Below are 22,111 nucleotides of genomic sequence, written 5' to 3'. Positions count from 1 at the left end.
TCGGCGCAGTTCATCTCAAAAGGGAGACTTCCGATGACCAGAGACCTGCCAATCACCCTCTTCTACTCGCCGCAGACCCGCGCCACCGGTGCGCGTGTGCTGCTGGAAGAACTGAAGGTGCCCTACGAATTGCATGGGCTCAACATGAAGGCAGGCGAGCAGCGCCAGCCGGCCTACCTTGCCATCAATCCGCTCGGCAAGGTGCCGGCGGTGCGCGTCGGCGACACACTCGTCACCGAACAGGGCGCGATTTATCTCTATATGGCCGATCTCTTCCCCGAAACGGGTCTCGCCCCTGCCCTCTCGGATCCGGATCGCGGTGCCTATCTTCGCTGGCTCTTCATCTATGGCAGTTGCTTCGAACCGGCGGTCGTCGATCGCTTCATGCAGCGCGAGCCGGGCTCGATGAACGAGACGCCCTATGCCAGCTATGAGTCTCTGATCGACATGCTGGAGGACACGCTGAAAACAGGTCCTTACCTGCTCGGTGAGCGCTTCACCGCGGCCGATCTTTTGTGGGGCATCGCACTGAACTGGACGACGATGTTCGGCCTCGTCGAAGCCCGCCCTGCCTTTAAGGCCTACATGGAACGGATCAACAGCCGGGCGAGCATCCAGAAGGTATCCGCCGAGGATGTGGCCATGGCCGCAGAACACGAGGCCGCAGCGGCCCGTCTGAAAACGGGCTGATGACCTCGCCGGCGCGCAGCCGGTCAGATCCAGCTTCGGCTATCCGGGGCGCCACAACCATAGGGCGGGACACTGTTCGGGAAGGACTGCTCCAACCGATCGCATCCCCATTTGCGGAGAACATGCGGAAGGCGGCTGTTGATCTCGATTCCGACTTCGTCATAAGGGCTGCTGGTATTGCTGACATAGACATACCAGCGGCCACCGACGACAACGGACAGGCCGATGATGAAGATGAGGGCGAAGCGTAACATGTTCATTCTGGGGACCCGGCGCTGATCGATGACGGGGCCTCCTAGCGCGTCAGTTGCTCGGCCGTCAGTGATCTTCGGCACATATGACGCCAGGAACTGCCATCCCCCTAGAGCCTGATCACGTAATCCTTGCGAGTCGTTTCAAGGACTTCCCAGGTTCCCTTGAAGCCGGGTCTGAGGATCAGGCGGTCGCCAGCCTTCAGCTGGATCGGTTCGCCGCCATGCTCGGTGACGACTGAGTGGCCTTCGAGAATGTGGAAATACTCCCATTCATCATAGGAGATTCGCCACTTGCCCGGCGTCGATTGCCAGATGCCGGCATAGATGCCGCCGTCTGCTTCCTCGATATTCCAAGTGGTGAAGCGCGGGTCGCCGGAAATCAGGCGATCCGGCGCAGGCGCGCCCTCTTCCGGCGTGACGGTCGAAGGATCGAATGGCAGGGACAGGCTCATCATGCTCTCCAGGTAAACGAGCGGCGGTGCTTTGCACCGCCGCTGGAAGGTCGATCAGGCGGAAGCCAGCGCCTGATCGAGATCGGCGATGATGTCGTCGGCGTCTTCGATACCGATGGACAGACGCACGACGTCAGGCCCGGCACCGGCTGCGATCTGCTGTTCCTCGGAAAGCTGCGCATGGGTCGTCGAGGCCGGGTGGATGATCAGCGAGCGGGTGTCGCCGATGTTCGCCAGGTGCGAGAAGAGCTTCAACCCGCCGACCAGCGCTTTGCCGGCTTCAAGCCCGCCCTTGATGCCGAAGGTGAAGACCGACCCGGCGCCCTTCGGCGAGTAGCGCTTCTGGAGCGCATTATTGGGATCGTCAGGCAGGCCAGCATAGTTGACCCAGGCGACCTTGGGATGGCTCTTCAGCCAGGTGGCAACCTTCATGGCGTTGTCGCAGTGGCGCTGCATGCGAAGGGGCAGGGTTTCGATGCCGGTCAGCAACAGGAAAGCGTTCATAGGCGCAATCGCGGGCCCGAGGTCACGCAGGCCGAGGACGCGGCAGGCGATGGCGAAGGCGAAGTTGCCGAAGGCCTGATGCAACACGGCGCCGTTATATTCCGGGCGCGGCTCCGACAGCATCGGATACTTGCCCGGCTTGGCCGACCAGTCGAAGGTGCCGCCATCGACGATCACGCCGCCCATCGAATTGCCGTGACCGCCGAGGAACTTGGTGACGGAATGCACGATGATGTCGGCGCCGTGTTCGAGCGGGCGAATGAGGTAGGGGCTCGCCATGGTGTTGTCGACGATCAGCGGCAGGCCGTGGCGATGGGCGACTTCGGCAATGGCTGCGATGTCGACGAAGGTGCCGCCGGGATTTGCCAGGCTCTCGATGTAGACGGCCTTGGTCTTGTCATCGATCTGGGCTGCGAAGCTCTCCGGATCGGCGGGATCTGCCCAGCGGACCTGCCAGCCGAAATTCTTGAAGGCATGGCCGAACTGGTTGATCGAGCCGCCATAAAGCTTCTTCGCCGCGACGAAGTTGTCACCTGGCTGCATCAGCGAGTGGAAAATGAGGAGCTGGGCAGCGTGACCGGAGGCAACTGCAAGCGCTGCCGTGCCGCCTTCGAGGGCTGCGATCCGCTCTTCCAGAACACCCTGGGTGGGGTTCATGATGCGGGTGTAGATATTGCCGAACTCCTTGAGAGCAAAGAGATTTGCGGCATGGTCGCTATCGTTGAAGACGTAGGCCGTGGTCTGGTAGATCGGCGTGATGCGCGCGCCGGTGGTTGGGTCCGGCTGGGCACCGGCATGAATGGCGAGCGTTGCGAAACCCGGATTCTTCTCCGACATTGTCTGGTCCTCCCTTGATGACGTCGGGCCGGATCATAATCAGTCGCCGACCGATGTCAGCCCCGGATTATTCCAAAGAAAGCGCCCGCTTGAGGAAATTCCTGCTTGATCGAGGTCAATGCGGCCAAGTGCCATGCTGGCATGCTGCTTTCCAGTCGAAGGAGAGCCCCCATGACACTGACGATCGCCGATCCGGTCCGCCATACCGTGCAGCACATCCTCTCCTGGTTCGCCCAGGGGTTCGAACATGCCACCGAGAGCGACATGCTCGCCGGTCTTTCCGATGCCGAAGTCGAGGCACTCGCAGAGGATTGCGGGATCAGCGCGCATCAGTTGCTGGCTCTGGTCAAGGCCGGCCCGCATGCCGCCGACGAGATGCCGGCCATAATGCGGGCGCTGAATATTGATCCAGCCGAGGTCGAATATCGCATGCGCCGCGTCTTCCGCGACATGCAGATCACCTGCGCCCAGTGCTTGTCGAAGGAAACCTGCCGCAATCATCTGCAGCAGGGCAAGGCCGATCGGACATTCGTCGAATACTGCGCCAATGCGGATACGCTGAATGCCTTGAGAGCCAATCCCGATCTGCTCATCGAGGCCTGAGCCTTCAAAGCCCGAGCCGCGGGATCTCGATCGCCGGGCAACGATCCATCACCACCCGGATGCCGGCCGCTTCGGCTGGCTTCACCGCTTCGTCGTCGCGCACCGTAAGCTGACCCCAGATGACTTTGGGACGGTTCGGCAAGGCAAGCGCTTCAGCGACGACCTCGCCCAGGTATTCTGGTGCCCTGAAGACATCGACCATGTCGATCGGTTCTGGGATATCGGCCATGCTCGCATAAACGGTCTGACCGAGAATTTCCTTGCCGGCCTGACCTGGATTGACCGGATAGACCGTGTAGCCCTTCGACAAAAGGAAACGCATGACGCCGAAACTCGGGCGATCCGGCTTCGGAGACGCGCCGAGCAACGCGATCGTTCGGACGCTTCCGAGTATGTCCCGCAGGTCCTCTGCGCTGTAGTGATCGTGATCGGCCATCTAAGTCTCCTCATCTTGCTCGATCAGGATTAAATGGTGTGCCCGCCGTCGACAACAAGGCGGAACCGCCCTGCCCGGCCACACGTTGATCTGCCGTCTGAAGGAGGACCACCATGCGCCCGAAACAGCTTGCCATCACGACCATCGCAGCCCTGCTGCTGGCTCAGCCGGCGCTTGCAATTTCGCGCTACAATTCCACCACGCTGACCTGTGACCAGGTGCGCCAACGCGTCCTGAACGAGGGCGCGGTCATTCTGCGCTATCCGTCGACGCGCGTGCAGGGCATGACGCTTTACGACCGCTATGTCACCCGGAACGCCATGTGCGATCCGCATGAGTATGCAGAGCGTGCCTATGTACCGACGCGCGACACGGCCCGCTGCCCGGTGCTCAACTGCCAGGACTACGATCCGGAGACGCGTCGTTTCGGATTCGGCAAACCGATCATCCGCTTCTGACTTGCCAGGCTTGCATCAGGCCGCATGACCTTGCGCCGAGCCCGGATGCAGCCGCTCATAGACCAGCGGATATTCGGAAACCAGCGCGCGGTTCATGACCATCCGGATGCCTGCCGCTTCTGCCTTTTCGGCCGCTGCATCGTCCCGGATGCCCAACTGACACCAGATCGCGAAGGGCCGCGGCGACATTGCCAGAACCTCGTCGACGATCTCAGACAGGCATTCCGTGCGGCGGAAGACATCCACAAGGTGAACCGGTTCCGGGATCTCCGCCAACGATCCGTAGACCTGCTGCCCAAGGATGGTTTCTCCGCGGTGCAGCGGATTGACGGGGAAGACGTGATAGCCCTTTCCGAGCAGAAAGCCGGAGATCCAGTGACTGGGGCGCTTGTCATCAGGCGAGGCGCCGACGACGGCCACGTTCTTGGCCGTCGCAAGGATATCGGCGAGATAGCTGTTGAGGTAGGTGTCATGGTTCATGGACGTTCCTCCCGGCCCGTGAAGGCCTTTGGTTTACCCGTCCATCTTGTCCCGACAACAGCTTAGCGCGGACCGCTTAACGAGCGGGTACCGATATCGGTCAAATGCCGGAGATCATTCCGGCAAAACGACATGGCCGTGTTCGTCCTGCGGGAAGAAGGGATTGAAGGCGATCTCCCACAAATGACCATCGGGATCGGCCACATAGCCGGAGTAGCCACCCCAGAAGACCTTTTCCGGCGACTTGACCAGACTTGCCCCGCAGGACACGGCAAATTTCACCACGGCATCGACGCCGATCTCGCTTGAGACGTTGTAGGCGAGGGTAATGCCGGAAAAGCCTTGCGGCGTGTCGGCGACATGCGCATCTTCCGCCAGGCTGGCACGCGAAAACAGCCCGAGGGCCGTGCCCTTCAGCTGGATGAAAGTCACCTGGTCGTTGGATGCGGAGGATTTTGTCCAACCCAGCCTCGCATAGAATTCGGTGCTGCGAGCGACGTCGGCAACGCCGAGCGTGATGAGCGAAATTCGGCGTTCGAGCGACATGGCGTTCTCCGTTGACGACCTCCGCCGTTACGTTCGGTTTATGTTTTCATTATGTTCATGCGCATATTAGCAAAATCATGGGTTGCGATGAATAATTCTGACACGTCCGTTCCATTCGCACGGCTCTCTGGAATGCAGAATTCGGCCCGACCTAATGGGTTGCCTCGACCACACAAACTGCGGCCGGAAGGCTCTTGCGTGGGGTAAAATATTACCACAAACCCAAGCCATTGTTTTTCCTTACATTTCTCCTGCGCCCTACTCGCGCTGCGATCTTGACCTCCAACGGCTCTCCCTCTATACCCCTCCTCGGAATGCGGCCCTTCGGGACCGCTTTCTTTTTTGCGTCGAAACGGCGCGAAACAAGCAACAAGAAACGCCTGCCGCTCCCTCACTCGGGAAACGCAGGATCACACTGAAAGAGACCTCAATGTCTACCTTCGTTCAGAAGCCTGCAGAGGTGGAGAAGAAGTGGATCCTCATCGACGCCGAAGGGCTCGTTGTCGGCCGCCTCGCCACCATCATCGCCATGCACCTGCGTGGCAAGCACAAGGCCACCTACACCCCCCATGTTGACGACGGCGACAACGTCATCGTCATCAATGCCGAAAAGGTCGTCTTCACCGGCAAGAAGTATGCCGACAAGAAGTACTACTGGCACACCGGTTATCCGGGCGGCATCAAGGAGCGTACGGCTCGCCAGATCATCGAAGGCCGCTTCCCGGAGCGCGTTCTCGAAAAGGCCGTCGAGCGCATGATCCCGCGTGGTCCGCTCGGTCGTCGCCAGATGAAGAACCTGCGCGTCTATCCTGGCACGAACCACCCGCATGAAGCTCAGCAGCCCGTCGTTCTCGACGTTGCCAAGCTGAACGCCAAGAACACAAGGAGCGCCTAAGTATGGCCGATCTTTCTTCCCTGAAGGACCTTGCCCCGGCACAGGACGCAGCTCCGGCTCACGTCCGCAAGGTCGACTCGCTGGGTCGCTCCTACGCCACCGGCAAGCGTAAGAACGCCGTTGCCCGCGTATGGGTCAAGCCGGGCTCCGGCAAGATCACCATCAACGGCCGCGAGTTCTCCACCTACTTCGCACGCCCGGTCCTGCAGATGATCCTGCAGCAGCCGATCGTCGCAGTTGCCCGTGACGGCCAGTTCGACATCATCGCAACCGTTCACGGCGGCGGTCTCTCCGGCCAGGCCGGTGCCGTTCGTCACGGTCTCTCGAAGGCCCTCACCTACTTCGAACCGGGCCTGCGTCCGGTCCTGAAGAAGGGTGGCTTCCTGACCCGCGACAGCCGCGTTGTCGAGCGTAAGAAGTACGGCAAGGCGAAGGCCCGTCGTTCGTTCCAGTTCTCCAAGCGTTAATCGCTGGATTACCGGAAACGGAAATCAAGGCGGGGCTTCGGCTCCGCCTTTTTTCGTTTGTAGCCAGCATCCAATGCTCGATTTTGATGGGCTTGACCGCCACGGGCGACCTTATAATTTGATCAAATTGAAAATCCGGAGCAGCAGCATGGCCAGCAAATCGATCGATAATTCCTTCACGGCGAAGACCCTGCGCAGTGCTGCGACCGATCCGACCTATGCGGGCGCGCTCTCCTTCATGCGGCGGAAGTATTCGAAGGACCTGACCGATGTCGACGCCGTCGTGCTCGGCATTCCCTTCGATGCCGCCGTCTCCAACCGCCCCGGCGCGCGTTTCGGGCCACAGGCGATCCGGCGCGCATCCGCCATCTTCGACAACGACCCGCAATATCCCTTCGCCCGGGATCTCTTCGAGCAGATGGCGGTCATCGACTATGGTGACGTGCTGCTCGATTACGGCAACCATCAGAAGACTCCTGCCCTCATCGAACAACAGGCGGCCGAGATCATCGCCTCCGGCGCCTATCTGCTCGGGCTTGGCGGCGACCATTTCGTCACCTGGCCCCTGCTGAAAGCCCATGCCGCGAAGCACGGGCCGCTGGCGCTCGTGCATTTCGACGCGCATCAGGACACCTGGGACGATGACGGACAACGGATCGACCACGGCTCCTTCGTCTGCCGTGCGGTGCGCGAAGGCGTGATCGATCCGACGAAGTCGATCCAGATCGGTATCCGCACAGAAGCGCCCGAAGATTTCGGCATCCGGATCATCCCGGGCTACGAGGTCGAGGATATGGGCGCGCAGCCCATCGCCGACGCGATCCTCTCGCATGTCGGCTCCGTTCCGACCTACATGACCTTCGACATCGACTGCCTCGACCCGGCCTATGCTCCGGGCACGGGGACACCGGTCGCGGGCGGCCCCTCCTCGGCCAAAATGCTCTCGGTCCTGCGCAAACTTGGCCCCCTCGACATCCGCGGTTCTGATGTGGTCGAGGTGGCGCCCGCCTATGACCATGCCGATATCACCGCAATTGCCGGTGCGACGGTTGCGATGTATATGCTGGGCCAGCGCGCGGAGAAGCTTGCGACACGCGCCTGACACATTGATTCAACACACTCACAATCAGATTCCGCATTTTCATCCAAACCTCTGACAGGACTAGACAAATGGCAGCGAAGATCTTCATCGACGGCGAACATGGCACAACGGGTCTGCAGATCCGCACGCGCCTGGCCGACCGCCGCGATCTGGAGCTCTTGTCGATCCCGGAAGCCGAGCGGCGGAACGAGAAGATGCGCGAGGACATGCTCAACAGCGCCGACATCGCCATCCTCTGCCTACCCGACGATGCGTCGAAGCAGGCCTATGAGATGACAGCAGCGAACAACAATGTCCGCTTGCTCGATGCCTCCACGGCGTTTCGTGTGCATCCGGACTGGGCCTATGGCTTTGCCGAAATGGACAAGGCGCAGAAGGCAAAGATCCAGGCTGCGCGCTACGTCTCGAATCCGGGCTGCTATCCGACCGGTGCGATCGGGCTCATCCGTCCGCTGCGCGCTGCCGGCATCCTGCCGGACGGCTATCCGGTCTCGGTCAATGCCGTCTCGGGCTATACCGGCGGCGGCAAGCAGATGATCGCGCAGATGGAGGATGTTGGTCATCCCGAGCATCTCGCGGCAAACAACTTCCTCTATGGGCTCACTCTGAAGCACAAGCATGTGCCGGAGATGCAGACGCATGGCCTTCTCGACCGCGCGCCGCTCTTTGCGCCTTCGGTCGGACGCTTCCCCCAGGGCATGAGCGTCCAGGTGCCGCTCTTCCTCGACAATCTCGCTGAGGGCACGACGGTCGAGAGCATCCATGCGGCACTCGTCGCCCACTATGCGGGCCAGGATATCGTCAGTGTGGTTCCGCTGACGGACAGTGCCAAACTGCCGCGCGTCGATGCAGAAGAACTGGTCGGAAAAGACACGATGAAGCTCTTCGTCTTCGGCACGCCCGGTGGTGCGCATGTCAATCTGGTGGCGCTGCTCGACAATCTCGGCAAGGGCGCCTCGGGGGCTGCCGTGCAGAACATGGACCTGATGCTGTCGGCGTAAGCCATTGTCCGCAGCGTTTGCGCTCCCCGCAGCGACGATTGAAGCCTGGAGCATCGATTCGGCGGAACTGATCGCTGACACGCCGTCGAGTCTGGTTTTCCGGGTTCGCCGTCTTTGCTCGACGAACATCGTGAAGAGCCTCAAGCCGGCCGGGCTCGGCGAACTGCCGGGCCTGGACTTTCTCGAGTGGCGGCAGGGTCTGGGTGCGGTGCGTCTCATCGACCGTATCGGCGTCTCATGCCTGCTGGAAGACGGCGGCACGCAGACACTGCGGCAGCATCTGGATCTACGTGGCGACACCGAAGCAACGGATATCGCGCTTCGTGTCCTCAATAAGCTGCATGCTCCAAGCGACAGAACGGCTCCTGCGGCGCTCGTGCCTCTTGAGCGACATTTCAGCTCCCTGTTTTGTCTTGCTGAAACGGCAAGGTCTTCAGATCTCGAGGGGCTCCCCGGCTGGGCCGCGGATACCGCACGCGGGTTGCTCAGCGCGCAACAAGACCAAAGACCGCTGCATGGTGACTTTCATCACGAGAACATCGTCCAGGATGCGTCCGGGGAGTGGCGGGCGATCGATCCGCAAGGGCTTTATGGCGACCCCGTCTATGACGTCGCCAATCTCTTCGGAAATCCCCTGGGCTACAAGACGCTCATCCTGGATCCGGCACGGATAATACGTCTTGCGGAGACCTTCTCCTCCCATTTCGGCTGCAGGCCTCAGAAGGTCCTGAGCTATGGGGCTATTCATGCCATGCTCTCTGCCGCCTGGATGCTGGAAGACGGATATGCGCTGCCAGGCGATACCAGACTGACGGAGCGCCTGGCCTTCGCCCGGATTGCAAAATCGCTGCTTGTCGAACAATTTGTCGACTGACTGACGGATCGCCAGCCTTGGCCCGCTTTGATAAGACGGGGCAATCCAGCGAGGTCGCCATGAACAACGAAGCAACACACGGTTATCGTTTTCCCGTCTATTTCATCCCCCATGGCGGTGGGCCCTGGCCATTCATGGAATTCCCGGGGGATGCGGAGGGCAAGGCGCCGTGGGACGATCTGCGCGCCTTTCTGCAGGGCCTCGATGCGGAAATCGGGCGGCGGCCGAAAGCCGTGCTCGTCGTCTCCGGCCATTGGGAGAAGGAACCGGTGCCGACGGTGAGCACGGCTCTAAAGCCTGGCATGCTCTTCGACTATTACAATTTTCCGCCGCATACCTATGAGCTCTCCTACCCTGCTCCCGGTTCGCCCGAGCTTGCGGCCCGCGCCAGAGCATTGCTTGCGGATGCGGGTATCGAAAGCGCACAGGATGACACACGCGGCTTCGACCACGGCGTCTTCATTCCCTTCATGCTGGTCTATCCGGATGCGGACGTGCCGATCACCATGATCTCGCTCAAGAACACGCTCGATGTCGACAGCCATGTGGCGATCGGCAAGGCGCTTGCGCCGCTGCGTGACGAGGATGTGCTGATCATCGCATCCGGCATGAGCTATCACAATATGCGGATGTTCCGGCAGGCCGAACCGAACCATGTGCAGCAGGCGATCCGCTTCGACGATTGGCTGAGCGAGGCGGTCGCCGATCCGGACAGCGAGACGCGGGCGAAGGTGCTTTCGACCTGGGACCAGAATCCGGATGCGCTGGCCTGCCATGTGCCAGACCACGACCACCTTGTGCCGCTCTTCGTGGCATCGGGTGCGGCAGGCTCCGATGCTGGACGGCAGGTCTTCCGGGGAGAATTCCTCGGAAAACCCTACTCCGCCTATCGCTTCGGCTAGTCCGGCTCAGTCGCGGATTTCGACCAGCACCGGCTTCGGGCGTTCGCCATAGAAGGCGCGCAGATGGGCGACCGCAAAGGCGAGCACCACCAGCGCCATGCCCTGGTGCGCGACGCCGGCATGCAGTGGAACCTGCGTCACGAGCGTGACGATGCCGATCACCGCCTGGAGGCTGATGAGGACGAACAGCACCACGCTGCGGCGGGCATGGGTGGTCGCTGCGTCCCCGCGAAGGCACTGGATCATGTGCAGCAGCGCGGCAGCCCAGAGCACATAGGCGCCGATGCGGTGAATATACTGCACCGTCTTCGGGTTCTCGAAAATGTTGATCCAGGCCGGCGCCTGAAGGAAGAGCCCGTCGGGCACCCAGGCACCGTCCATCAGTGGCCAGGTGTTGTAGGTGAAACCGGCATCGAGACCCGCGACGAGCGCGCCGAGATAGATCTGGACGAAGGTCATGATCAGCAGAACGCCCGCGAAGAGACGGCTCCTCTCAGTCGGCGCCGCATCGTCCGTGTGTGGGCAGAGGCTGCGATAGATCCAGACGCAGCTGGCGAAGATGAAACAGGCCATCATCAGATGCACGGCCAGACGATACTGGCTGACGTCAGTCCGCTCGCTCAGGCCCGAGGAAACCATCCACCAGCCAATGAAGCCCTGGAGACCGCCAAGCGCCAGGAGACCGACAAGCGGCGCGCGAAGGCTGGGCTCGACCTTGCCGCGGATCCAGAAATAGGCGAGCGGCAGGGCAAAGATCACGCCGATCATGCGGGCCAGCAAGCGATGCGCCCATTCCCACCAGAAGATGAACTTGAACTCGTCGAGGCTCATGCCCTTGTTGATCTGCTGATATTGCGGGATCTGGCGATAGAGTTCGAGCTCCTCTTCCCATTCCTGGGTGGAGAGAGGCGGAATGACACCATGGATCGGCTTCCACTGCGTGATCGAAAGCCCTGAGTCGGTAAGGCGCGTGGCGCCGCCCACCAGCACGAGACAGAAGAGCGTGAAGATCACCACGCCAAGCCAGATGCGGATCGTCTTACGATCGGCGTCCACTCGGGCGATATCCTTGCGCACCTGCAACTCGGTTCCGGTCAGTACAGCTGTCATTCGTCAATCCTCTTTTCGCCCGTTGATTTGCATCAGTCAGGCGTGCAAAACAAGCCCGCCGGTTTGCGGCAAGCGGTCGCGTCGCTGAAGACGGCGACTTCGAATAGGAAGAAGGCATGACACGGCGCCCGAAACTGAGATCCTTTGTCGGTACGATCCTGATCATCCTGATCGTGTCGATCTATGCGCTGCTTGCCACGACGATCGCAACAGCGACGCTCGCCACGGCTCCGTGGTGGGCCCATCTGCTTTACTTCCTGTTGACCGGACTGCTCTGGGTCATCCCCGCCATGCTGGTGATCAAGTGGATGGCTGGCCCCTTCAAGAAGAAGGACGCGGATTAACTCCGCCTTTACCCTCGCACGGTGTCGGGCGATCCATATCCGAAGCCGATAACCGTTTGTTCGCAGTGTCCGCCTTAAGCTCCGGCGCGTCAGTGAAACGGGACGGGATAGGGTACATGCGGGCCCAGATACGCCATGATGCAATGGCATTTGCCGAAGATCTGCCAGATGGCGGCGTCGCCGCCGAACACGATCGCGCAGCTGTCGACACCCCGGTCGGGCGGCTCTCGCTGAGGGTTCACCCGCGCATGGCGCCCGTCGAACGGGCCTGGCGGCAGCTCGAGTCCGATCCGTGGAACTCTCTTCATCAAGGCTATGACTGGTGCCGCGCCTGGGTCGAGACCCATGGTCATCCGCTTGCCATCGTCGAAGGACGCCTGAACGACGAGATCGCCTTTCTCTTGCCGCTCGAAATCGAACGGCACTACCTCGTGCGCAATGCCCGCTTCATCGGATCCGCCTTCACCAACTTCAACAGTGGCTTGTTCAGCGCCGCATTCCGGACGGCCGCACAGGCCCTTCCCGGCCCCACCCTGGAAACAGTGCTGGTCGAAGCACTGCGCGATCATGCCGACCTGCTCAGTCTGACGAACATCCCCTTCGACTGGCGCGGCGAACGGCATCCCCTCTCTGTTCTGTCGCATATCCGCAATCAGAACGCATCCTTCCAGCTGCCGCTGCGTGCGACCATGGAAGAAACGATTGCGCCGCTGAATGCCAAGAGCCGGCGAAAGAAATATCGCGCACAGGTCCGCAAGCTGGAAGCGGCGGGCGGCTTCGACCATATCCGCCCGGCCAGGCTTGCCGATCAGCAAGCCCTGCTCGAGCGCTTCTTCCAGCAGAAAGCCGCCCGCTTCGCCGCAGGCGGGTTGCCGAATGTCTTCCAGCCCGCGGAGACACAGGCCTTCTTTCGCATGCTTCTCGAATTCGATCGCGGCGGAAGCGACGTGCCCCTCGAACTGCATGCGATCAGCCTGAAGGGCGAGCATGACGGCAAGATCGCCGCCATCACTGGCCTTTCCCGCAAGGGCGACCACGTCATCTGCCAGTTCGGCTCGATCGACGACAGTCTCATGGCGGAGGCAAGTCCTGGCGAACTCCTGTTCTGGCTGGTGATCGAGCGCAGCGCCTTGAACGGTGCCACCCTGTTCGACTTCGGCATCGGCGACCAGGACTACAAGCGCCGCTGGTGCTCAGTGGAGACGGTGCATCACGACGTCTTGCTGCCTCTGCGCCCCGCCGGTCGCCTCGCGGCCATGACCCATCGCAGCCTGACCCGGACGAAGTCCTTCATCAAGGGCAATCCACATCTCTACACGCTGATCCAGAGGCTCAGGGCGCAGAGCACGGCTTCCCCGGCGGCGAAGTCGGAAGACTGATCGTTCCCCATCCGGAAACTGTCGATATCAGGCTGCGTCTCTCGCGTGACGGGTCGGCGGCGTCTTCACCGAGAGCAGGACGAGGTCGGCGTAGCCGACATCTTCGAAGGTGACCATTATCTCGGCAAGTTCGTTTGGCTTGGGATCCGGGGCCGAAAGGATGATCTCGTGGCGGCCATTGCGGCTGAGACGCGCAACGCTTTCGGCATTGGCAGGGCCGCATTCGACCAGAACCAGATCGTAGACGTCGGCAAGCGCGTCAACGATCATCGAAAGACGGTTGGCACCACGCATGGCCTGGCGGATATCCGCATTGCCCTGCGGGACGATATCGGCCGTTGAGGAACGATCCGGATGGATGCAATCGGCAAAGGCAGCTTCGCCGGTCAACAGATCGGTGATCCCCGGAAGGTCGCGCCACGACGCCATCAGACGCGTCGGGTAGGCCGATCCCGTCATATCGACGAGTACCATGCGCTTGCCGCGATCGGCCAGTTCGCGGGCGAGAGCGACCGTGCCGAGCGAGCCATCGTCGCCGGACGGCGAGATTGCAAAGGCGATCCGCGTCTCCTGCTCGACGAGAAAGTTGGCGACAGACGTGATCGAGAATTCGTCATGCTCCTCGGCTATCTCCCCAACCGGAATCTCGGCGGTGACCACCTGCTCCATCTCCTCGACCAGATCGGCATCCGGGGCAACGTTCAGCAGGCTCGCAGGCGTATCGGCCGAGCGTTCAGGCTCGCCCGGATCAGACGCGGCTTCCTGGCGGGGCAGCGCCTCTTCCTCCCGGCGGGCGAGAGCGGGGACCACGGCCCCTGTCGGACGCAATGCCCGCCCGCTGAACAGTTCAGCCAACATCACGGCAACAGCCGCGAGGATCATGGTCGAGAGCGTGGCAACGATCGTGATCGGCAGGACCTTTGGGAAGTTCGGCTGCTGCGGCTCGATCGCGGTGGAGATGACGCGCGCATCGGCAGGGCTCGAATCCTTGTCGAGGCGTGAGGACGCCTCGCGGTAGCGCGCCAGATAGGTTTCGAGCAGCTGACGCTGGGCTGTCGCCTCACGTTCCAGCGACTTCAAGCCGACTTCGTCCTCGCCGGCACGGGCCGTGTCTGCCTTCAACGTGTTCAACTGGGCGAGCAACTGCGTCTCGCGTTCCCGGGCAACGGCTGCTTCATTTTCCAGGCCAGCCGCGACCTTCAGCGACTCGGCCTGAACTTGCTCTCGAATACCGGCGAGCTGCGCCCGCAGCGCCTTCATCTGCGGATGACCGTCGAGGAGGCGCGTGGAGAGATCGGAAATCTGGGCGCGCAGCTGTGATTCCGTCGCCTTCAGGCGCTGGATCGATTCCGAACGGGCAACCGCATCCAGCGTCTCGGTCGACTTTCCAGCTTTAATGCTGGCGCGCAGGTTCTCGGCGGTCGCTTCCGCATTTGCCCGTTCGCCACGGACACGGGCGAGTTCTGTCGAGATATCGGAAAGCTGCTTGCTGCTGAACGAGCTCTGATCGGAGCCGAGCGACATCAGGCCCGCCGAGGAGCGATATTCAGCGACCTTCTGCTCGGCCTCGCGAACTTTCTCGCGCAGGTTGGCGATCTCTGTCTCCAGCCAGCGGACGGCGTCGGAATTGCTGTCGAGCTTGGCACCGCTCTGCAACGAGCGATAAACTTCCATCATGGTGTTCGGGACAGCTGCCGCGAGCTTCGGATCCTGCGATGTGAACTCGATCCCGATCACCCGCGACTTGTCGACCTGGTAGACGGCGAGCTTTTCCTTGAAGGCGTTGATGACGCGCTCCTCGGGCGGCAGCTCCAGCGGATTGCTCTTCAGGCCGAAGAGCACGAGGAAATCGGTGATGACGGACGGGCTGGAGTCCGGATCGAATTCGGTGCGCTCGTTGAGTTTAAGCTCGCGCGCCACCTGCTTGATCAGATCGACGGACTGCAGCAATTGCACCTGGCTTGCGACGTTCAGTTCGTCGGGCATGGGCTCGACGGTCGAGGAGTTGGCTCCGGATGCAGAGAAAGTCGCCTGGCGCGGCTCGATCAGAAGTTTGGCATCGCTCTTGTAGGTGGGTGAGATCGAATTGGCCCCGACAAAGGCCAGAACTCCGACAAGAGCGGTCGCGCCCAAAATCCTCTCCTTCCGCTGCCAAACGGCGCGAAAGAGCTGGGCTAGGTCGATATCGACATCATGTTGATCGCGGTCCACACTCGGCATCACAGACTCCCGGAACTTCTTGCCCGCGAAAGTAAAGGATCATGGTAACTCAAGGGTTAACCGTGATGCTCCCAGTTTTGGCGGCTGGATGAGCCAAGCTACCCCCGGTCGTTTACCCGGCATTAACCCTAATCATTCGATAACAGACTAACGAATGTGGTTCAGTGGGAGCGCAGCAGCGCATGGCGATGGTCGGCAAACAGGCGATGGTTCTGATCGCAAGCGTGGTCCTGTCGATCGGCGTGTCGGGCTGCGCGAGCTATAGCCCCGCTCCGAAGGTCTTTCACGAAGCCACCATCCAGCCCTATCGGCTCGACAGCGGCGACCGTCTGCGCGTCACCGTCTTCGAACAATCGAGCCTCACCAATACCTATACCGTTGACCAGGCAGGCTACATCGCCTTCCCGCTCGTCGGTCAGGTTGCCGCCCGCGGTGCGACCCTCACCCAGCTTGAAGGCGCGATCGCCCAGAAGCTCAAACAGGGATACCTGCGGGACCCTGACGTCTCGATCGAAGTCGATCGCTACAGGTCCATCTTCGTCATGGGTCAGGTGGGGCAGCCGGGCCAATATGCCTATGTGCCGGGCATGACGATCTTGAACGCCATCGCTGTCTCCGGCGGCTTCAACAGCCGGGCCAATCAGCGAGATGTCGACGTGACCCGCAAGATCAACGGTCAGATCATCACCGGTCGCGTGCCGATCACCGACCCGATCCTTGCCGGAGATACCGTCTACGTGCGCGAACGGCTGTTCTAATCGATGGCCGAAGCCCAGTCCCTGCGCATCGTGCATTGCTTTCGGTCGCCGATCGGCGGGATCTTCCGCCACGTCCGTGACCTCGCGGAGCTGCACAGCGCGGCCGGACATGAAGTCGGCATCCTCTGCGACAGCTCGACGGGCGGCGCCCATGAGGACCGCCTCTTCGAGCAGATCATGCCGCATCTTTCGCTCGGCGTCACACGCTTCCCGATCCGACGTTCCGTCAGCTTGAAGGACATGGCGGCACTCGCCGAAGCTTATAAACTCATCAAGGAATTGCAGCCGGATGTTCTGCATGGTCATGGCGCCAAGGGCGGTGTGATCGCGCGGATGATCGGCTCACTGCTGCGGGTTCGAAGGTATCGCGTCGCCCGCCTCTATTCACCCCACGGCGGCAGTCTGCATTTCTCGCGCGCAAAGCCGTCGGGACAGGCCGTCTTCATGGCAGAACGGATTCTGGAGCGGATGACGGAATCGATCTCCTTCGTCTGCGACTACGAGCGCCTGACCTATGAGACGAAGATCGGCAAGCCGCACTGCCAGGCGACTAGGGTCTATAACGGCATCAGCGAACGAGACTTCGGGCGTATCCCGGTCGAAGCCGAGGGCGTGGATTTCGCCTATATCGGGATGCTGCGCGACCTCAAGGGGCCTGATGTCTTTATCAATGCCTTCGCCGAAGCAGAGCGACTGGTCGGTCGACCGTTGAGCGGCGTCATTGTCGGGGACGGCCCCGACCTCGAGCGCTATCGCCAAATGGTGGAACAGAAGGGCCTCAGCCGCCGGATCGGCTTCAGACCCGCCATGCCCATCGCCGAGGCCTTTGCGCTCTCCGACATCATCGTCGTTCCCTCGCGCGCCGAGGCCATGCCTTATATCGTTCTGGAGGCGCTGGCCGCCGAAAAGACCATCATCGCTTCGCGGGTCGGCGGCATCCCCGAGATTCTCGGCCCTGACAGCGAGGCCCTCATCGAGGCCGGCCGCGCCGATCTCTTCGGTGTCGTTATGGCCAGGGCACTGACCGATCCGGACTGGTCGAGACGAAGCATGCCGAGCCCTCAGAGCTTCCGCTCCCGCTTTTCGGCAACCGTGATGGCGAGAGACATCGAAGCGCTTTATCGGGCGCAACTCGCACGGATTTGACCGCGGCTTGCACTGATACGGCACAGATCACGCCATTTCTGAGGGGATCCTAAAGCGTTTCTTAGGACCTTCGCCGTAGTCTTCCCGCACACACGTGCGAGATCCAGAGATGAACAAGGTCGACAAACCCGAGGCATTCGATCTTGACGCATTGCGTCGCGGTCAGACGACCGGCGACGATCCCCTGCACAAGGTGGAAGGGGAGCGCAAGGCCGAAATCAGCGCACTGGCACGCCAGATCGCCTCCCAATATGCCGTTGCCAACTATTCGCCGTCGATCGTGATTGGCCAGCTTCGGTTTCTGGAATTCGTCAGCCTGTTCGGGATTGCGCTCGCCGCGAACTTCTTCGTCGCCGTCGATCCGGGCGCTCATTTCCTCGACACCAGCGTCAGTGCCTTTGTCGGCTCGCTGCTCGCATTGCTCTTCATGCAGGCCAGTGATTGCTACCACGTCTCGATCCTGCGCTCGCCGATGGGCTCCATGGCTCGGGTGCTCGGAAGCTGGATGGCGTCCCTTGGTCTCGTTGCTCTGACAAACTTTCTGTTCATCGACTATGACCCCAATTACCGCAGCATACTGGCCGCATGGTTCGTGCTCGGTGCGTTGTATCTCCTGATCGAGCGCAATCTGATCGGATTCGGCATTCGTCGTTGGGGGCGCAACGGCGTGATGGAGCGCCGCGCCGTGATCGTCGGCGGCGGCAAACCTGCCAAGGACCTGATCCGGGCCCTGGAACAGCAGCCGGAAAACGACATCCGCATCTGCGGCATTTTCGACGACCGCGGCGCCGCCCGATCTCCGGACGTGGTCGCCGGTTACCCGAAGCTCGGGACCGTTGCCGAGCTCGTCGAATTCGCGCGCCTCGCGCATATCGACATGCTGATCATCTCGCTGCCGCTTAGCGCTGAAGCCCGCATCATGCAGCTATTGAAGATGCTTTGGGTCTTGCCGGTCGATATCCGCCTGGCCGCCCATTCCAACAATCTGCGCTTCCGTCCGCGCGCCTATTCGCATGTCGGTGCGGTCCCGCTTCTCGATATTCTCGACAAGCCGATCCGCGACTGGGATTCGGTTGCCAAGCGCGCCTTCGACATTTTCTTCAGCGTTCTCGCCCTCATCCTGTTGTGGCCGGTGTTCATTGCCACGGCGATTGCCGTCAAGACGACATCCAAGGGACCGGTTCTCTTCGTGCAGAAGCGGCATGGCTTCAACAACGAGGTGATCAACGTTTTGAAATTCCGGTCGATGTATACGGAGATGAGCGACCCCTCGGCGAAGAATGCGGTCACGAAGAACGATCCGCGCGTGACGCCGGTCGGCCGGTTCATCCGCAAGACATCGATCGACGAGTTGCCGCAGATCTTCAACGTGCTGCGCGGCGACCTTTCGCTGGTCGGCCCGCGTCCCCATGCCGTCCTCGGCCAGACCCGCGACAAGACCTTCGGCGAGATCGTCGAGGGTTACTTCGCCCGCCACCGGGTCAAGCCCGGAGTCACGGGCTGGGCACAGATCAACGGCTGGCGCGGCGAAATCGACACCGACGATAAGATCAAGTTCCGCACGGCCTATGACCTCTATTACATCGAGAACTGGTCTCTCTGGTTCGATCTGAAGATCCTGTTCCTGACACCTCTCAGGCTGCTCAATACCGAGAACGCCTATTGAGTGCCGTCGTCAATCAAGCCAGGCCCTTCAACCCACAGGCGGCGGCCGTTCAGCTGATGATCTCCTGGATCATGGCACTCGGCGTCTTCCTGTCCGGTTTCGTCATATCCGAACCCGCTCCTTACGAACTTCTCATGGTCGGCCAGGTCGCTCTCTGGTTCCTCTTCGGCCTGAAGATTTCGCGGGTCGTGGCCCCCCTGCTCGCCCTTCTGCTCGTCTTCAATGTCGGCGGATTGCTGGCGCTCACCATGCTGCGGAATATCCTGACGGAGCAGGTTCTCTATGTTGCGGTGTCGATCTTCCTGGCGCTGACTGCTGTGTTCTATGCAGCCGTCATCGAGGACAGGCCGCAAAGGTTGAAATTGATCTTCCAGGCCTGGGTGGCTGCGGCCATCATCACGGGCATGCTCGGGATCCTCGGCTACTTCCACGCCTTTCCCGGGGCGGAGATGTTCACCCGCTATGACCGCGCCATGGGGGCCTTCCAGGATCCCAACGTCTTCGGCCCGTTCCTCGTCGCGCCGACCCTCTACCTCATGCATGGCATGCTGAAAGGCCGGCTGCTGGAATCACCGCTGCGGATTGTCGGCATCCTGATCCTTGCCTTTGCTGTGTTTCTCTCCTTCTCGCGCGCCGCCTGGGGACTGTTTCTCTTCTGCACGGTCGCCCTCGTCTTCGTCATGCTCCTCAAGGAGCGGACCAACGCCTTTCGCCTGAAGATCCTGGTCCTGTCGCTTGCCGCCGTAATCTCCATGGTCTTGGCGCTCTCCGTCGCTTTGCAGTTCGAGAAGGTGCGAGCGCTGTTCGAGACACGAACCCAGCTGGTGCAGGAATATGACGGCGGTCACCTGGGGCGGTTTGCCCGCCACCGTCTGGGTTTTGAACTGGCGATGGAGAGGCCACTCGGGATCGGGCCGATGATGTTCGGTCGGATCTTCCCGGAGGACGAACACAATATCTGGCTGAAATCCCTGATGGCCTATGGCTGGATCGGCTTCGTGTCTTACGTGACCCTGATGATCTGGACCGTGTCGATGGGCTTCCGCTACTTGCTGCGCGAGCGACCATGGCAACCCTATCTCATGGTCGCCTGGATTGTCCTTGTCGGCCATATCCTGATCGGCAACGTTATCGATACAGACCACTGGCGGCATTTCTATCTGGTGCTCGGCATCGTCTGGGGCTGCGGAGCTGCCGAATGGCGTCATCAGCGGGCCTTGCGGAACTGACGCAGATAGTGCCGATTGAGGCCGCTGCATTGAATTCTTGCCGGCGCACCCCATACTTTACTTATGATCACACCTGCTCAGATACGCGCCGCGCGCGCCATGCTCGACGTCACCATCGACCGATTGTCCCAGGAAAGCGGCGTGCCCGCGCTCCTGATCCTGCAGATCGAAGCCGGGAATGGCTATGACGCCACACCTCAGCATTACACGGCGCTGAAGACTGCGCTCACGGAAATGGGTGTCGTCTTTCTGGAGGCGGGCGAAGGCGGCCAGGGTGCAGAAGGACTTCGTCTTGCCGCGCGCGGCGGTGACGACGGCATGCGTCCCGAGGAACTGACCGCCGCCAACGACGATTGAGTTTTTCCAATATGGCGATGGAACAATAACCGGCGCCCAGGCTTTCCCTGTCCGAAATCATCAGACAGGAGAATTTCATGAGCCGGAACAATGGCCTTTACCTCATCATCGGCGCCCTCGTGGTCGCCGTCATCGGCCTCGGTATCTATGTCTACCAGGAAGAGCAGAAGCCGGATGGCGTGGAACTCCGGATCGGCGAGAGCGGCGTCTCGATCGAGGAAAACTGAGCCATCGCTTCAGACAGCTCACGTTCGGCGTGGCCGGATGAATGTTTCATAGAACTGCTGGGGGGCGCCGATGGCGCCCTCAAGCATGTACGCCTGGCGCTCAGAGCCAGCACGTCGCGTGATGACGGGCAGGCCATGGTCCAAGGCATCGAGCAGGCGATACTCGACCAGCCTTCTGCCTTTGGCATCCTTCCAGACGATCATCGAACCCTCGAGCCGTGCCTCACTCTCACCGGCTAGTTCGTCGAGCCCGTGGAGATCGAGCCATTGGGCGAGCAGCGCTTCGGCATTGCCCGGCGACACCACCCGATCTGCCCTGCCCTGCCAGATCGCGACGGCCGGCTTTTGGCTGGACGCGTCTGCTGCCGCACTCCGCGCAAGATCGCCCCATTCCCGCCGTTGGCGGCGAGGACCGGACTTCATCACTGAAAGAGCCGACATGGCGTCACGCGCAGCGCCGAATGCAAGCCCACCCACCACTTGGCCTGCAGCGAAGAGATGCGGATAGGTGACCAGGAGCGCATTGGCCATGGCACCGCCGGCCGACAGGCCCTGGATAAACACTCTGTCCTCGGCGATCCCATGGCGTTCCATCGCATGCTCGATCATCTGGCGGATCGACATCAGCTCACCGCGGTCACGCGCCACCATGCTCGGGCGAAACCAGTTGAAGCAGAGGTTGTGATTGTTTTCCTTGGTTTGCTCCGGATAGAGCAGAACGAACCCCTTGTCCCGCGCCATGCGGCTCCAGCCGCTGCCACGATCATACTGTTTTGCAGTCTGCAGACAGCCATGCAGGACCACCACGAGCGTGGCTGGGTCCCGGCGGGTGGAGGGCACATATTCAAACATTCGCAGTCGTCCGGGATTGCTGCCAAAGGCATGCACCTGCACAAGGCCGGAACGCGGCGCACGGGGCTTAGAAACTTTCGGCGGCTCCGACACCCTGAGCTTGGGCATCGCCTTCTCCAGCCTGCGCTGCAGACGTTTCTGGCTACGGAGCAGCGCGGAGAGCGGAGACATGGAGAACTTGAAGCGCATCGGATTTCGGCCCCTTTCGAACCTCCACCCCATATAATGCTGCATTGCAGCAAACATAGGACAGAATCCAAAAGAAGCCGAGTCTCTTGTCTGTATGCCAAATCAACTGCGGCCTGACAGGGAGCACGAAAAA

Annotated in this window: 26 protein-coding genes; 17 read left to right on the top strand and 9 right to left on the bottom strand. The window is 61.2% G+C overall.

The window, feature by feature from the left end:
* Window positions 1-33: 33 nt before the first annotated feature.
* Complete coding sequence (locus tag QWE_RS17745; RefSeq protein ID WP_006727551.1) at window positions 34-690, top strand: glutathione S-transferase family protein; 657 nt, start codon at window positions 34-36, stop codon at window positions 688-690.
* Between the two features lie 23 nt (window positions 691-713).
* On the opposite strand, the gene QWE_RS17740 is transcribed toward QWE_RS17745, so the two are convergent.
* The 3 genes from QWE_RS17740 to QWE_RS17730 all read right to left on the bottom strand — a co-directional run bounded on the left by QWE_RS17740 (window position 714) and on the right by QWE_RS17730 (window position 2,737).
* Window positions 714-950: a hypothetical protein gene (locus QWE_RS17740; RefSeq protein WP_100220936.1), complete on the bottom strand. Its 237-nt coding sequence runs from the start codon at window positions 948-950 to the stop codon at window positions 714-716.
* A 101-nt stretch (window positions 951-1,051) separates the two neighbouring features.
* Window positions 1,052-1,396, bottom strand: coding sequence for a cupin domain-containing protein (locus QWE_RS17735; protein WP_006727549.1), 345 nt, complete (start codon window positions 1,394-1,396; stop codon window positions 1,052-1,054).
* Between the two features lie 54 nt (window positions 1,397-1,450).
* A complete protein-coding gene (locus QWE_RS17730) occupies window positions 1,451-2,737 on the bottom strand; it encodes an O-acetylhomoserine aminocarboxypropyltransferase (protein WP_006727548.1) in 1,287 nt (428 codons plus the stop codon).
* A 171-nt stretch (window positions 2,738-2,908) separates the two neighbouring features.
* On the opposite strand from QWE_RS17730, the gene QWE_RS17725 reads away from it, so the two are divergent.
* The gene (locus QWE_RS17725; RefSeq protein WP_006727547.1) at window positions 2,909-3,340 is read left to right on the top strand and encodes a DUF6455 family protein; all 432 of its coding nucleotides are present in this window, start codon (window positions 2,909-2,911) and stop codon (window positions 3,338-3,340) included.
* Between the two features lie 4 nt (window positions 3,341-3,344).
* Here QWE_RS17725 and QWE_RS17720 read toward each other — a convergent pair whose 3' ends face one another.
* On the bottom strand, window positions 3,345-3,776 hold the full coding sequence (locus QWE_RS17720; RefSeq protein WP_006727546.1) for a CoA-binding protein: 432 nt from the start codon (window positions 3,774-3,776) through the stop codon (window positions 3,345-3,347).
* A 113-nt stretch (window positions 3,777-3,889) separates the two neighbouring features.
* On the opposite strand from QWE_RS17720, the gene QWE_RS17715 reads away from it, so the two are divergent.
* A complete protein-coding gene (locus QWE_RS17715) occupies window positions 3,890-4,234 on the top strand; it encodes a hypothetical protein (RefSeq protein WP_006727545.1) in 345 nt (114 codons plus the stop codon).
* 15 nt (window positions 4,235-4,249) lie between these two features.
* Here QWE_RS17715 and QWE_RS17710 read toward each other — a convergent pair whose 3' ends face one another.
* Window positions 4,250-4,714, bottom strand: a complete 465-nt coding sequence (locus QWE_RS17710; protein ID WP_006727544.1) for a CoA-binding protein — start codon at window positions 4,712-4,714, stop codon at window positions 4,250-4,252.
* A gap of 114 nt (window positions 4,715-4,828) precedes the next feature.
* A complete protein-coding gene (locus tag QWE_RS17705; protein WP_006727543.1) occupies window positions 4,829-5,260 on the bottom strand; it encodes a VOC family protein in 432 nt (143 codons plus the stop codon).
* A 430-nt stretch (window positions 5,261-5,690) separates the two neighbouring features.
* Here QWE_RS17705 and rplM point away from each other — a divergent pair, with 430 nt between their 5' ends.
* The 6 genes from rplM to QWE_RS17675 all read left to right on the top strand — a co-directional run bounded on the left by rplM (window position 5,691) and on the right by QWE_RS17675 (window position 10,501).
* Window positions 5,691-6,155, top strand: a complete 465-nt coding sequence (gene rplM / locus QWE_RS17700; RefSeq protein ID WP_006727542.1) for a 50S ribosomal protein L13 — start codon at window positions 5,691-5,693, stop codon at window positions 6,153-6,155.
* A 2-nt stretch (window positions 6,156-6,157) separates the two neighbouring features.
* Window positions 6,158-6,622 (top strand): 30S ribosomal protein S9, encoded by a 465-nt coding sequence (gene rpsI / locus QWE_RS17695; RefSeq protein WP_006727541.1) that lies wholly within the window; start codon window positions 6,158-6,160, stop codon window positions 6,620-6,622.
* A 148-nt stretch (window positions 6,623-6,770) separates the two neighbouring features.
* Complete coding sequence (gene speB / locus QWE_RS17690; protein ID WP_006727540.1) at window positions 6,771-7,724, top strand: agmatinase; 954 nt, start codon at window positions 6,771-6,773, stop codon at window positions 7,722-7,724.
* Between the two features lie 68 nt (window positions 7,725-7,792).
* The gene (gene argC, locus QWE_RS17685; protein ID WP_006727538.1) at window positions 7,793-8,725 is read left to right on the top strand and encodes an N-acetyl-gamma-glutamyl-phosphate reductase; all 933 of its coding nucleotides are present in this window, start codon (window positions 7,793-7,795) and stop codon (window positions 8,723-8,725) included.
* A gap of 4 nt (window positions 8,726-8,729) precedes the next feature.
* On the top strand, window positions 8,730-9,599 hold the full coding sequence (locus QWE_RS17680) for an aminoglycoside phosphotransferase family protein (protein WP_006727537.1): 870 nt from the start codon (window positions 8,730-8,732) through the stop codon (window positions 9,597-9,599).
* A 59-nt stretch (window positions 9,600-9,658) separates the two neighbouring features.
* Entirely contained in the window at window positions 9,659-10,501 is an 843-nt protein-coding gene (locus tag QWE_RS17675) for a DODA-type extradiol aromatic ring-opening family dioxygenase (protein WP_040300469.1), read from the top strand.
* A 6-nt stretch (window positions 10,502-10,507) separates the two neighbouring features.
* Here the strand turns inward: QWE_RS17675 and QWE_RS17670 are convergent, their stop codons facing one another.
* Complete coding sequence (locus QWE_RS17670; RefSeq protein WP_006727535.1) at window positions 10,508-11,611, bottom strand: COX15/CtaA family protein; 1,104 nt, start codon at window positions 11,609-11,611, stop codon at window positions 10,508-10,510.
* Between the two features lie 116 nt (window positions 11,612-11,727).
* On the opposite strand from QWE_RS17670, the gene QWE_RS17665 reads away from it, so the two are divergent.
* Both QWE_RS17665 and QWE_RS17660 read left to right on the top strand, forming a co-directional pair.
* Window positions 11,728-11,955, top strand: coding sequence for a DUF2842 domain-containing protein (locus tag QWE_RS17665; protein ID WP_006727534.1), 228 nt, complete (start codon window positions 11,728-11,730; stop codon window positions 11,953-11,955).
* Window positions 11,956-12,071: 116 nt separating this feature from the next.
* Window positions 12,072-13,334, top strand: a complete 1,263-nt coding sequence (locus tag QWE_RS17660) for a GNAT family N-acetyltransferase (protein WP_006727533.1) — start codon at window positions 12,072-12,074, stop codon at window positions 13,332-13,334.
* Window positions 13,335-13,361: 27 nt separating this feature from the next.
* Here the strand turns inward: QWE_RS17660 and QWE_RS17655 are convergent, their stop codons facing one another.
* Window positions 13,362-15,554 (bottom strand): Wzz/FepE/Etk N-terminal domain-containing protein, encoded by a 2,193-nt coding sequence (locus QWE_RS17655; RefSeq protein ID WP_006727532.1) that lies wholly within the window; start codon window positions 15,552-15,554, stop codon window positions 13,362-13,364.
* Window positions 15,555-15,742: 188 nt separating this feature from the next.
* Here QWE_RS17655 and QWE_RS17650 point away from each other — a divergent pair, with 188 nt between their 5' ends.
* From QWE_RS17650 to QWE_RS25490, 6 genes are all read left to right on the top strand, one after another.
* The gene (locus QWE_RS17650) at window positions 15,743-16,312 is read left to right on the top strand and encodes a polysaccharide biosynthesis/export family protein (protein WP_420804565.1); all 570 of its coding nucleotides are present in this window, start codon (window positions 15,743-15,745) and stop codon (window positions 16,310-16,312) included.
* A 3-nt stretch (window positions 16,313-16,315) separates the two neighbouring features.
* Window positions 16,316-17,458 carry a glycosyltransferase family 4 protein gene (locus tag QWE_RS17645; RefSeq protein ID WP_006727530.1) on the top strand — a complete coding sequence of 381 codons (1,143 nt, stop codon included), beginning with the start codon at window positions 16,316-16,318 and terminating at the stop codon, window positions 17,456-17,458.
* Between the two features lie 109 nt (window positions 17,459-17,567).
* Entirely contained in the window at window positions 17,568-19,124 is a 1,557-nt protein-coding gene (locus tag QWE_RS17640; RefSeq protein WP_006727529.1) for an undecaprenyl-phosphate glucose phosphotransferase, read from the top strand.
* The gene (locus QWE_RS17635; RefSeq protein ID WP_006727528.1) at window positions 19,121-20,353 is read left to right on the top strand and encodes an O-antigen ligase family protein; all 1,233 of its coding nucleotides are present in this window, start codon (window positions 19,121-19,123) and stop codon (window positions 20,351-20,353) included. The genes QWE_RS17640 and QWE_RS17635 overlap by 4 nt, the downstream gene beginning before the upstream one ends.
* 63 nt (window positions 20,354-20,416) lie before the next feature.
* Entirely contained in the window at window positions 20,417-20,710 is a 294-nt protein-coding gene (locus QWE_RS17630; RefSeq protein ID WP_006727527.1) for a hypothetical protein, read from the top strand.
* A gap of 77 nt (window positions 20,711-20,787) precedes the next feature.
* Window positions 20,788-20,937, top strand: coding sequence for a hypothetical protein (locus tag QWE_RS25490; protein ID WP_006727526.1), 150 nt, complete (start codon window positions 20,788-20,790; stop codon window positions 20,935-20,937).
* A gap of 18 nt (window positions 20,938-20,955) precedes the next feature.
* Here the strand turns inward: QWE_RS25490 and QWE_RS17620 are convergent, their stop codons facing one another.
* Entirely contained in the window at window positions 20,956-21,978 is a 1,023-nt protein-coding gene (locus tag QWE_RS17620; RefSeq protein ID WP_006727525.1) for an extracellular catalytic domain type 1 short-chain-length polyhydroxyalkanoate depolymerase, read from the bottom strand.
* Between the last annotated feature and the right edge of the window lie 133 nt (window positions 21,979-22,111).

This window comes from Agrobacterium albertimagni AOL15 (genome assembly GCF_000300855.1).
Classification (GTDB): Bacteria; Pseudomonadota; Alphaproteobacteria; order Rhizobiales; family Rhizobiaceae; genus Allorhizobium; species Allorhizobium albertimagni.
The sequence above is the reverse complement of the archived record's forward strand: the minus strand, read 5'-3'. Positions and strand labels throughout refer to the sequence as shown.

Bases quoted from the DNA above. Each gene is read 5' to 3' on its own strand.
- QWE_RS17745 (WP_006727551.1), top strand. From the start codon at position 34: ATGACCAGAGACCTGCCAATCACCCTCTTCTACTCGCCGCAGACCCGC.
- QWE_RS17740 (WP_100220936.1), bottom strand. From the start codon at position 950: ATGAACATGTTACGCTTCGCCCTCATCTTCATCATCGGCCTGTCCGTT.
- QWE_RS17735 (WP_006727549.1), bottom strand. From the start codon at position 1,396: ATGAGCCTGTCCCTGCCATTCGATCCTTCGACCGTCACGCCGGAAGAG.
- QWE_RS17730 (WP_006727548.1), bottom strand. From the start codon at position 2,737: ATGTCGGAGAAGAATCCGGGTTTCGCAACGCTCGCCATTCATGCCGGT.
- QWE_RS17725 (WP_006727547.1), top strand. From the start codon at position 2,909: ATGACACTGACGATCGCCGATCCGGTCCGCCATACCGTGCAGCACATC.
- QWE_RS17720 (WP_006727546.1), bottom strand. From the start codon at position 3,776: ATGGCCGATCACGATCACTACAGCGCAGAGGACCTGCGGGACATACTC.
- QWE_RS17715 (WP_006727545.1), top strand. From the start codon at position 3,890: ATGCGCCCGAAACAGCTTGCCATCACGACCATCGCAGCCCTGCTGCTG.
- QWE_RS17710 (WP_006727544.1), bottom strand. From the start codon at position 4,714: ATGAACCATGACACCTACCTCAACAGCTATCTCGCCGATATCCTTGCG.
- QWE_RS17705 (WP_006727543.1), bottom strand. From the start codon at position 5,260: ATGTCGCTCGAACGCCGAATTTCGCTCATCACGCTCGGCGTTGCCGAC.
- rplM (WP_006727542.1), top strand. From the start codon at position 5,691: ATGTCTACCTTCGTTCAGAAGCCTGCAGAGGTGGAGAAGAAGTGGATC.
- rpsI (WP_006727541.1), top strand. From the start codon at position 6,158: ATGGCCGATCTTTCTTCCCTGAAGGACCTTGCCCCGGCACAGGACGCA.
- speB (WP_006727540.1), top strand. From the start codon at position 6,771: ATGGCCAGCAAATCGATCGATAATTCCTTCACGGCGAAGACCCTGCGC.
- argC (WP_006727538.1), top strand. From the start codon at position 7,793: ATGGCAGCGAAGATCTTCATCGACGGCGAACATGGCACAACGGGTCTG.
- QWE_RS17675 (WP_040300469.1), top strand. From the start codon at position 9,659: ATGAACAACGAAGCAACACACGGTTATCGTTTTCCCGTCTATTTCATC.
- QWE_RS17670 (WP_006727535.1), bottom strand. From the start codon at position 11,611: ATGACAGCTGTACTGACCGGAACCGAGTTGCAGGTGCGCAAGGATATC.
- QWE_RS17665 (WP_006727534.1), top strand. From the start codon at position 11,728: ATGACACGGCGCCCGAAACTGAGATCCTTTGTCGGTACGATCCTGATC.
- QWE_RS17660 (WP_006727533.1), top strand. From the start codon at position 12,072: ATGCGGGCCCAGATACGCCATGATGCAATGGCATTTGCCGAAGATCTG.
- QWE_RS17655 (WP_006727532.1), bottom strand. From the start codon at position 15,554: ATGCCGAGTGTGGACCGCGATCAACATGATGTCGATATCGACCTAGCC.
- QWE_RS17650 (WP_420804565.1), top strand. From the start codon at position 15,743: ATGGTCGGCAAACAGGCGATGGTTCTGATCGCAAGCGTGGTCCTGTCG.
- QWE_RS17645 (WP_006727530.1), top strand. From the start codon at position 16,316: ATGGCCGAAGCCCAGTCCCTGCGCATCGTGCATTGCTTTCGGTCGCCG.
- QWE_RS17640 (WP_006727529.1), top strand. From the start codon at position 17,568: ATGAACAAGGTCGACAAACCCGAGGCATTCGATCTTGACGCATTGCGT.
- QWE_RS17630 (WP_006727527.1), top strand. From the start codon at position 20,417: ATGATCACACCTGCTCAGATACGCGCCGCGCGCGCCATGCTCGACGTC.
- QWE_RS25490 (WP_006727526.1), top strand. From the start codon at position 20,788: ATGAGCCGGAACAATGGCCTTTACCTCATCATCGGCGCCCTCGTGGTC.
- QWE_RS17620 (WP_006727525.1), bottom strand. From the start codon at position 21,978: ATGCGCTTCAAGTTCTCCATGTCTCCGCTCTCCGCGCTGCTCCGTAGC.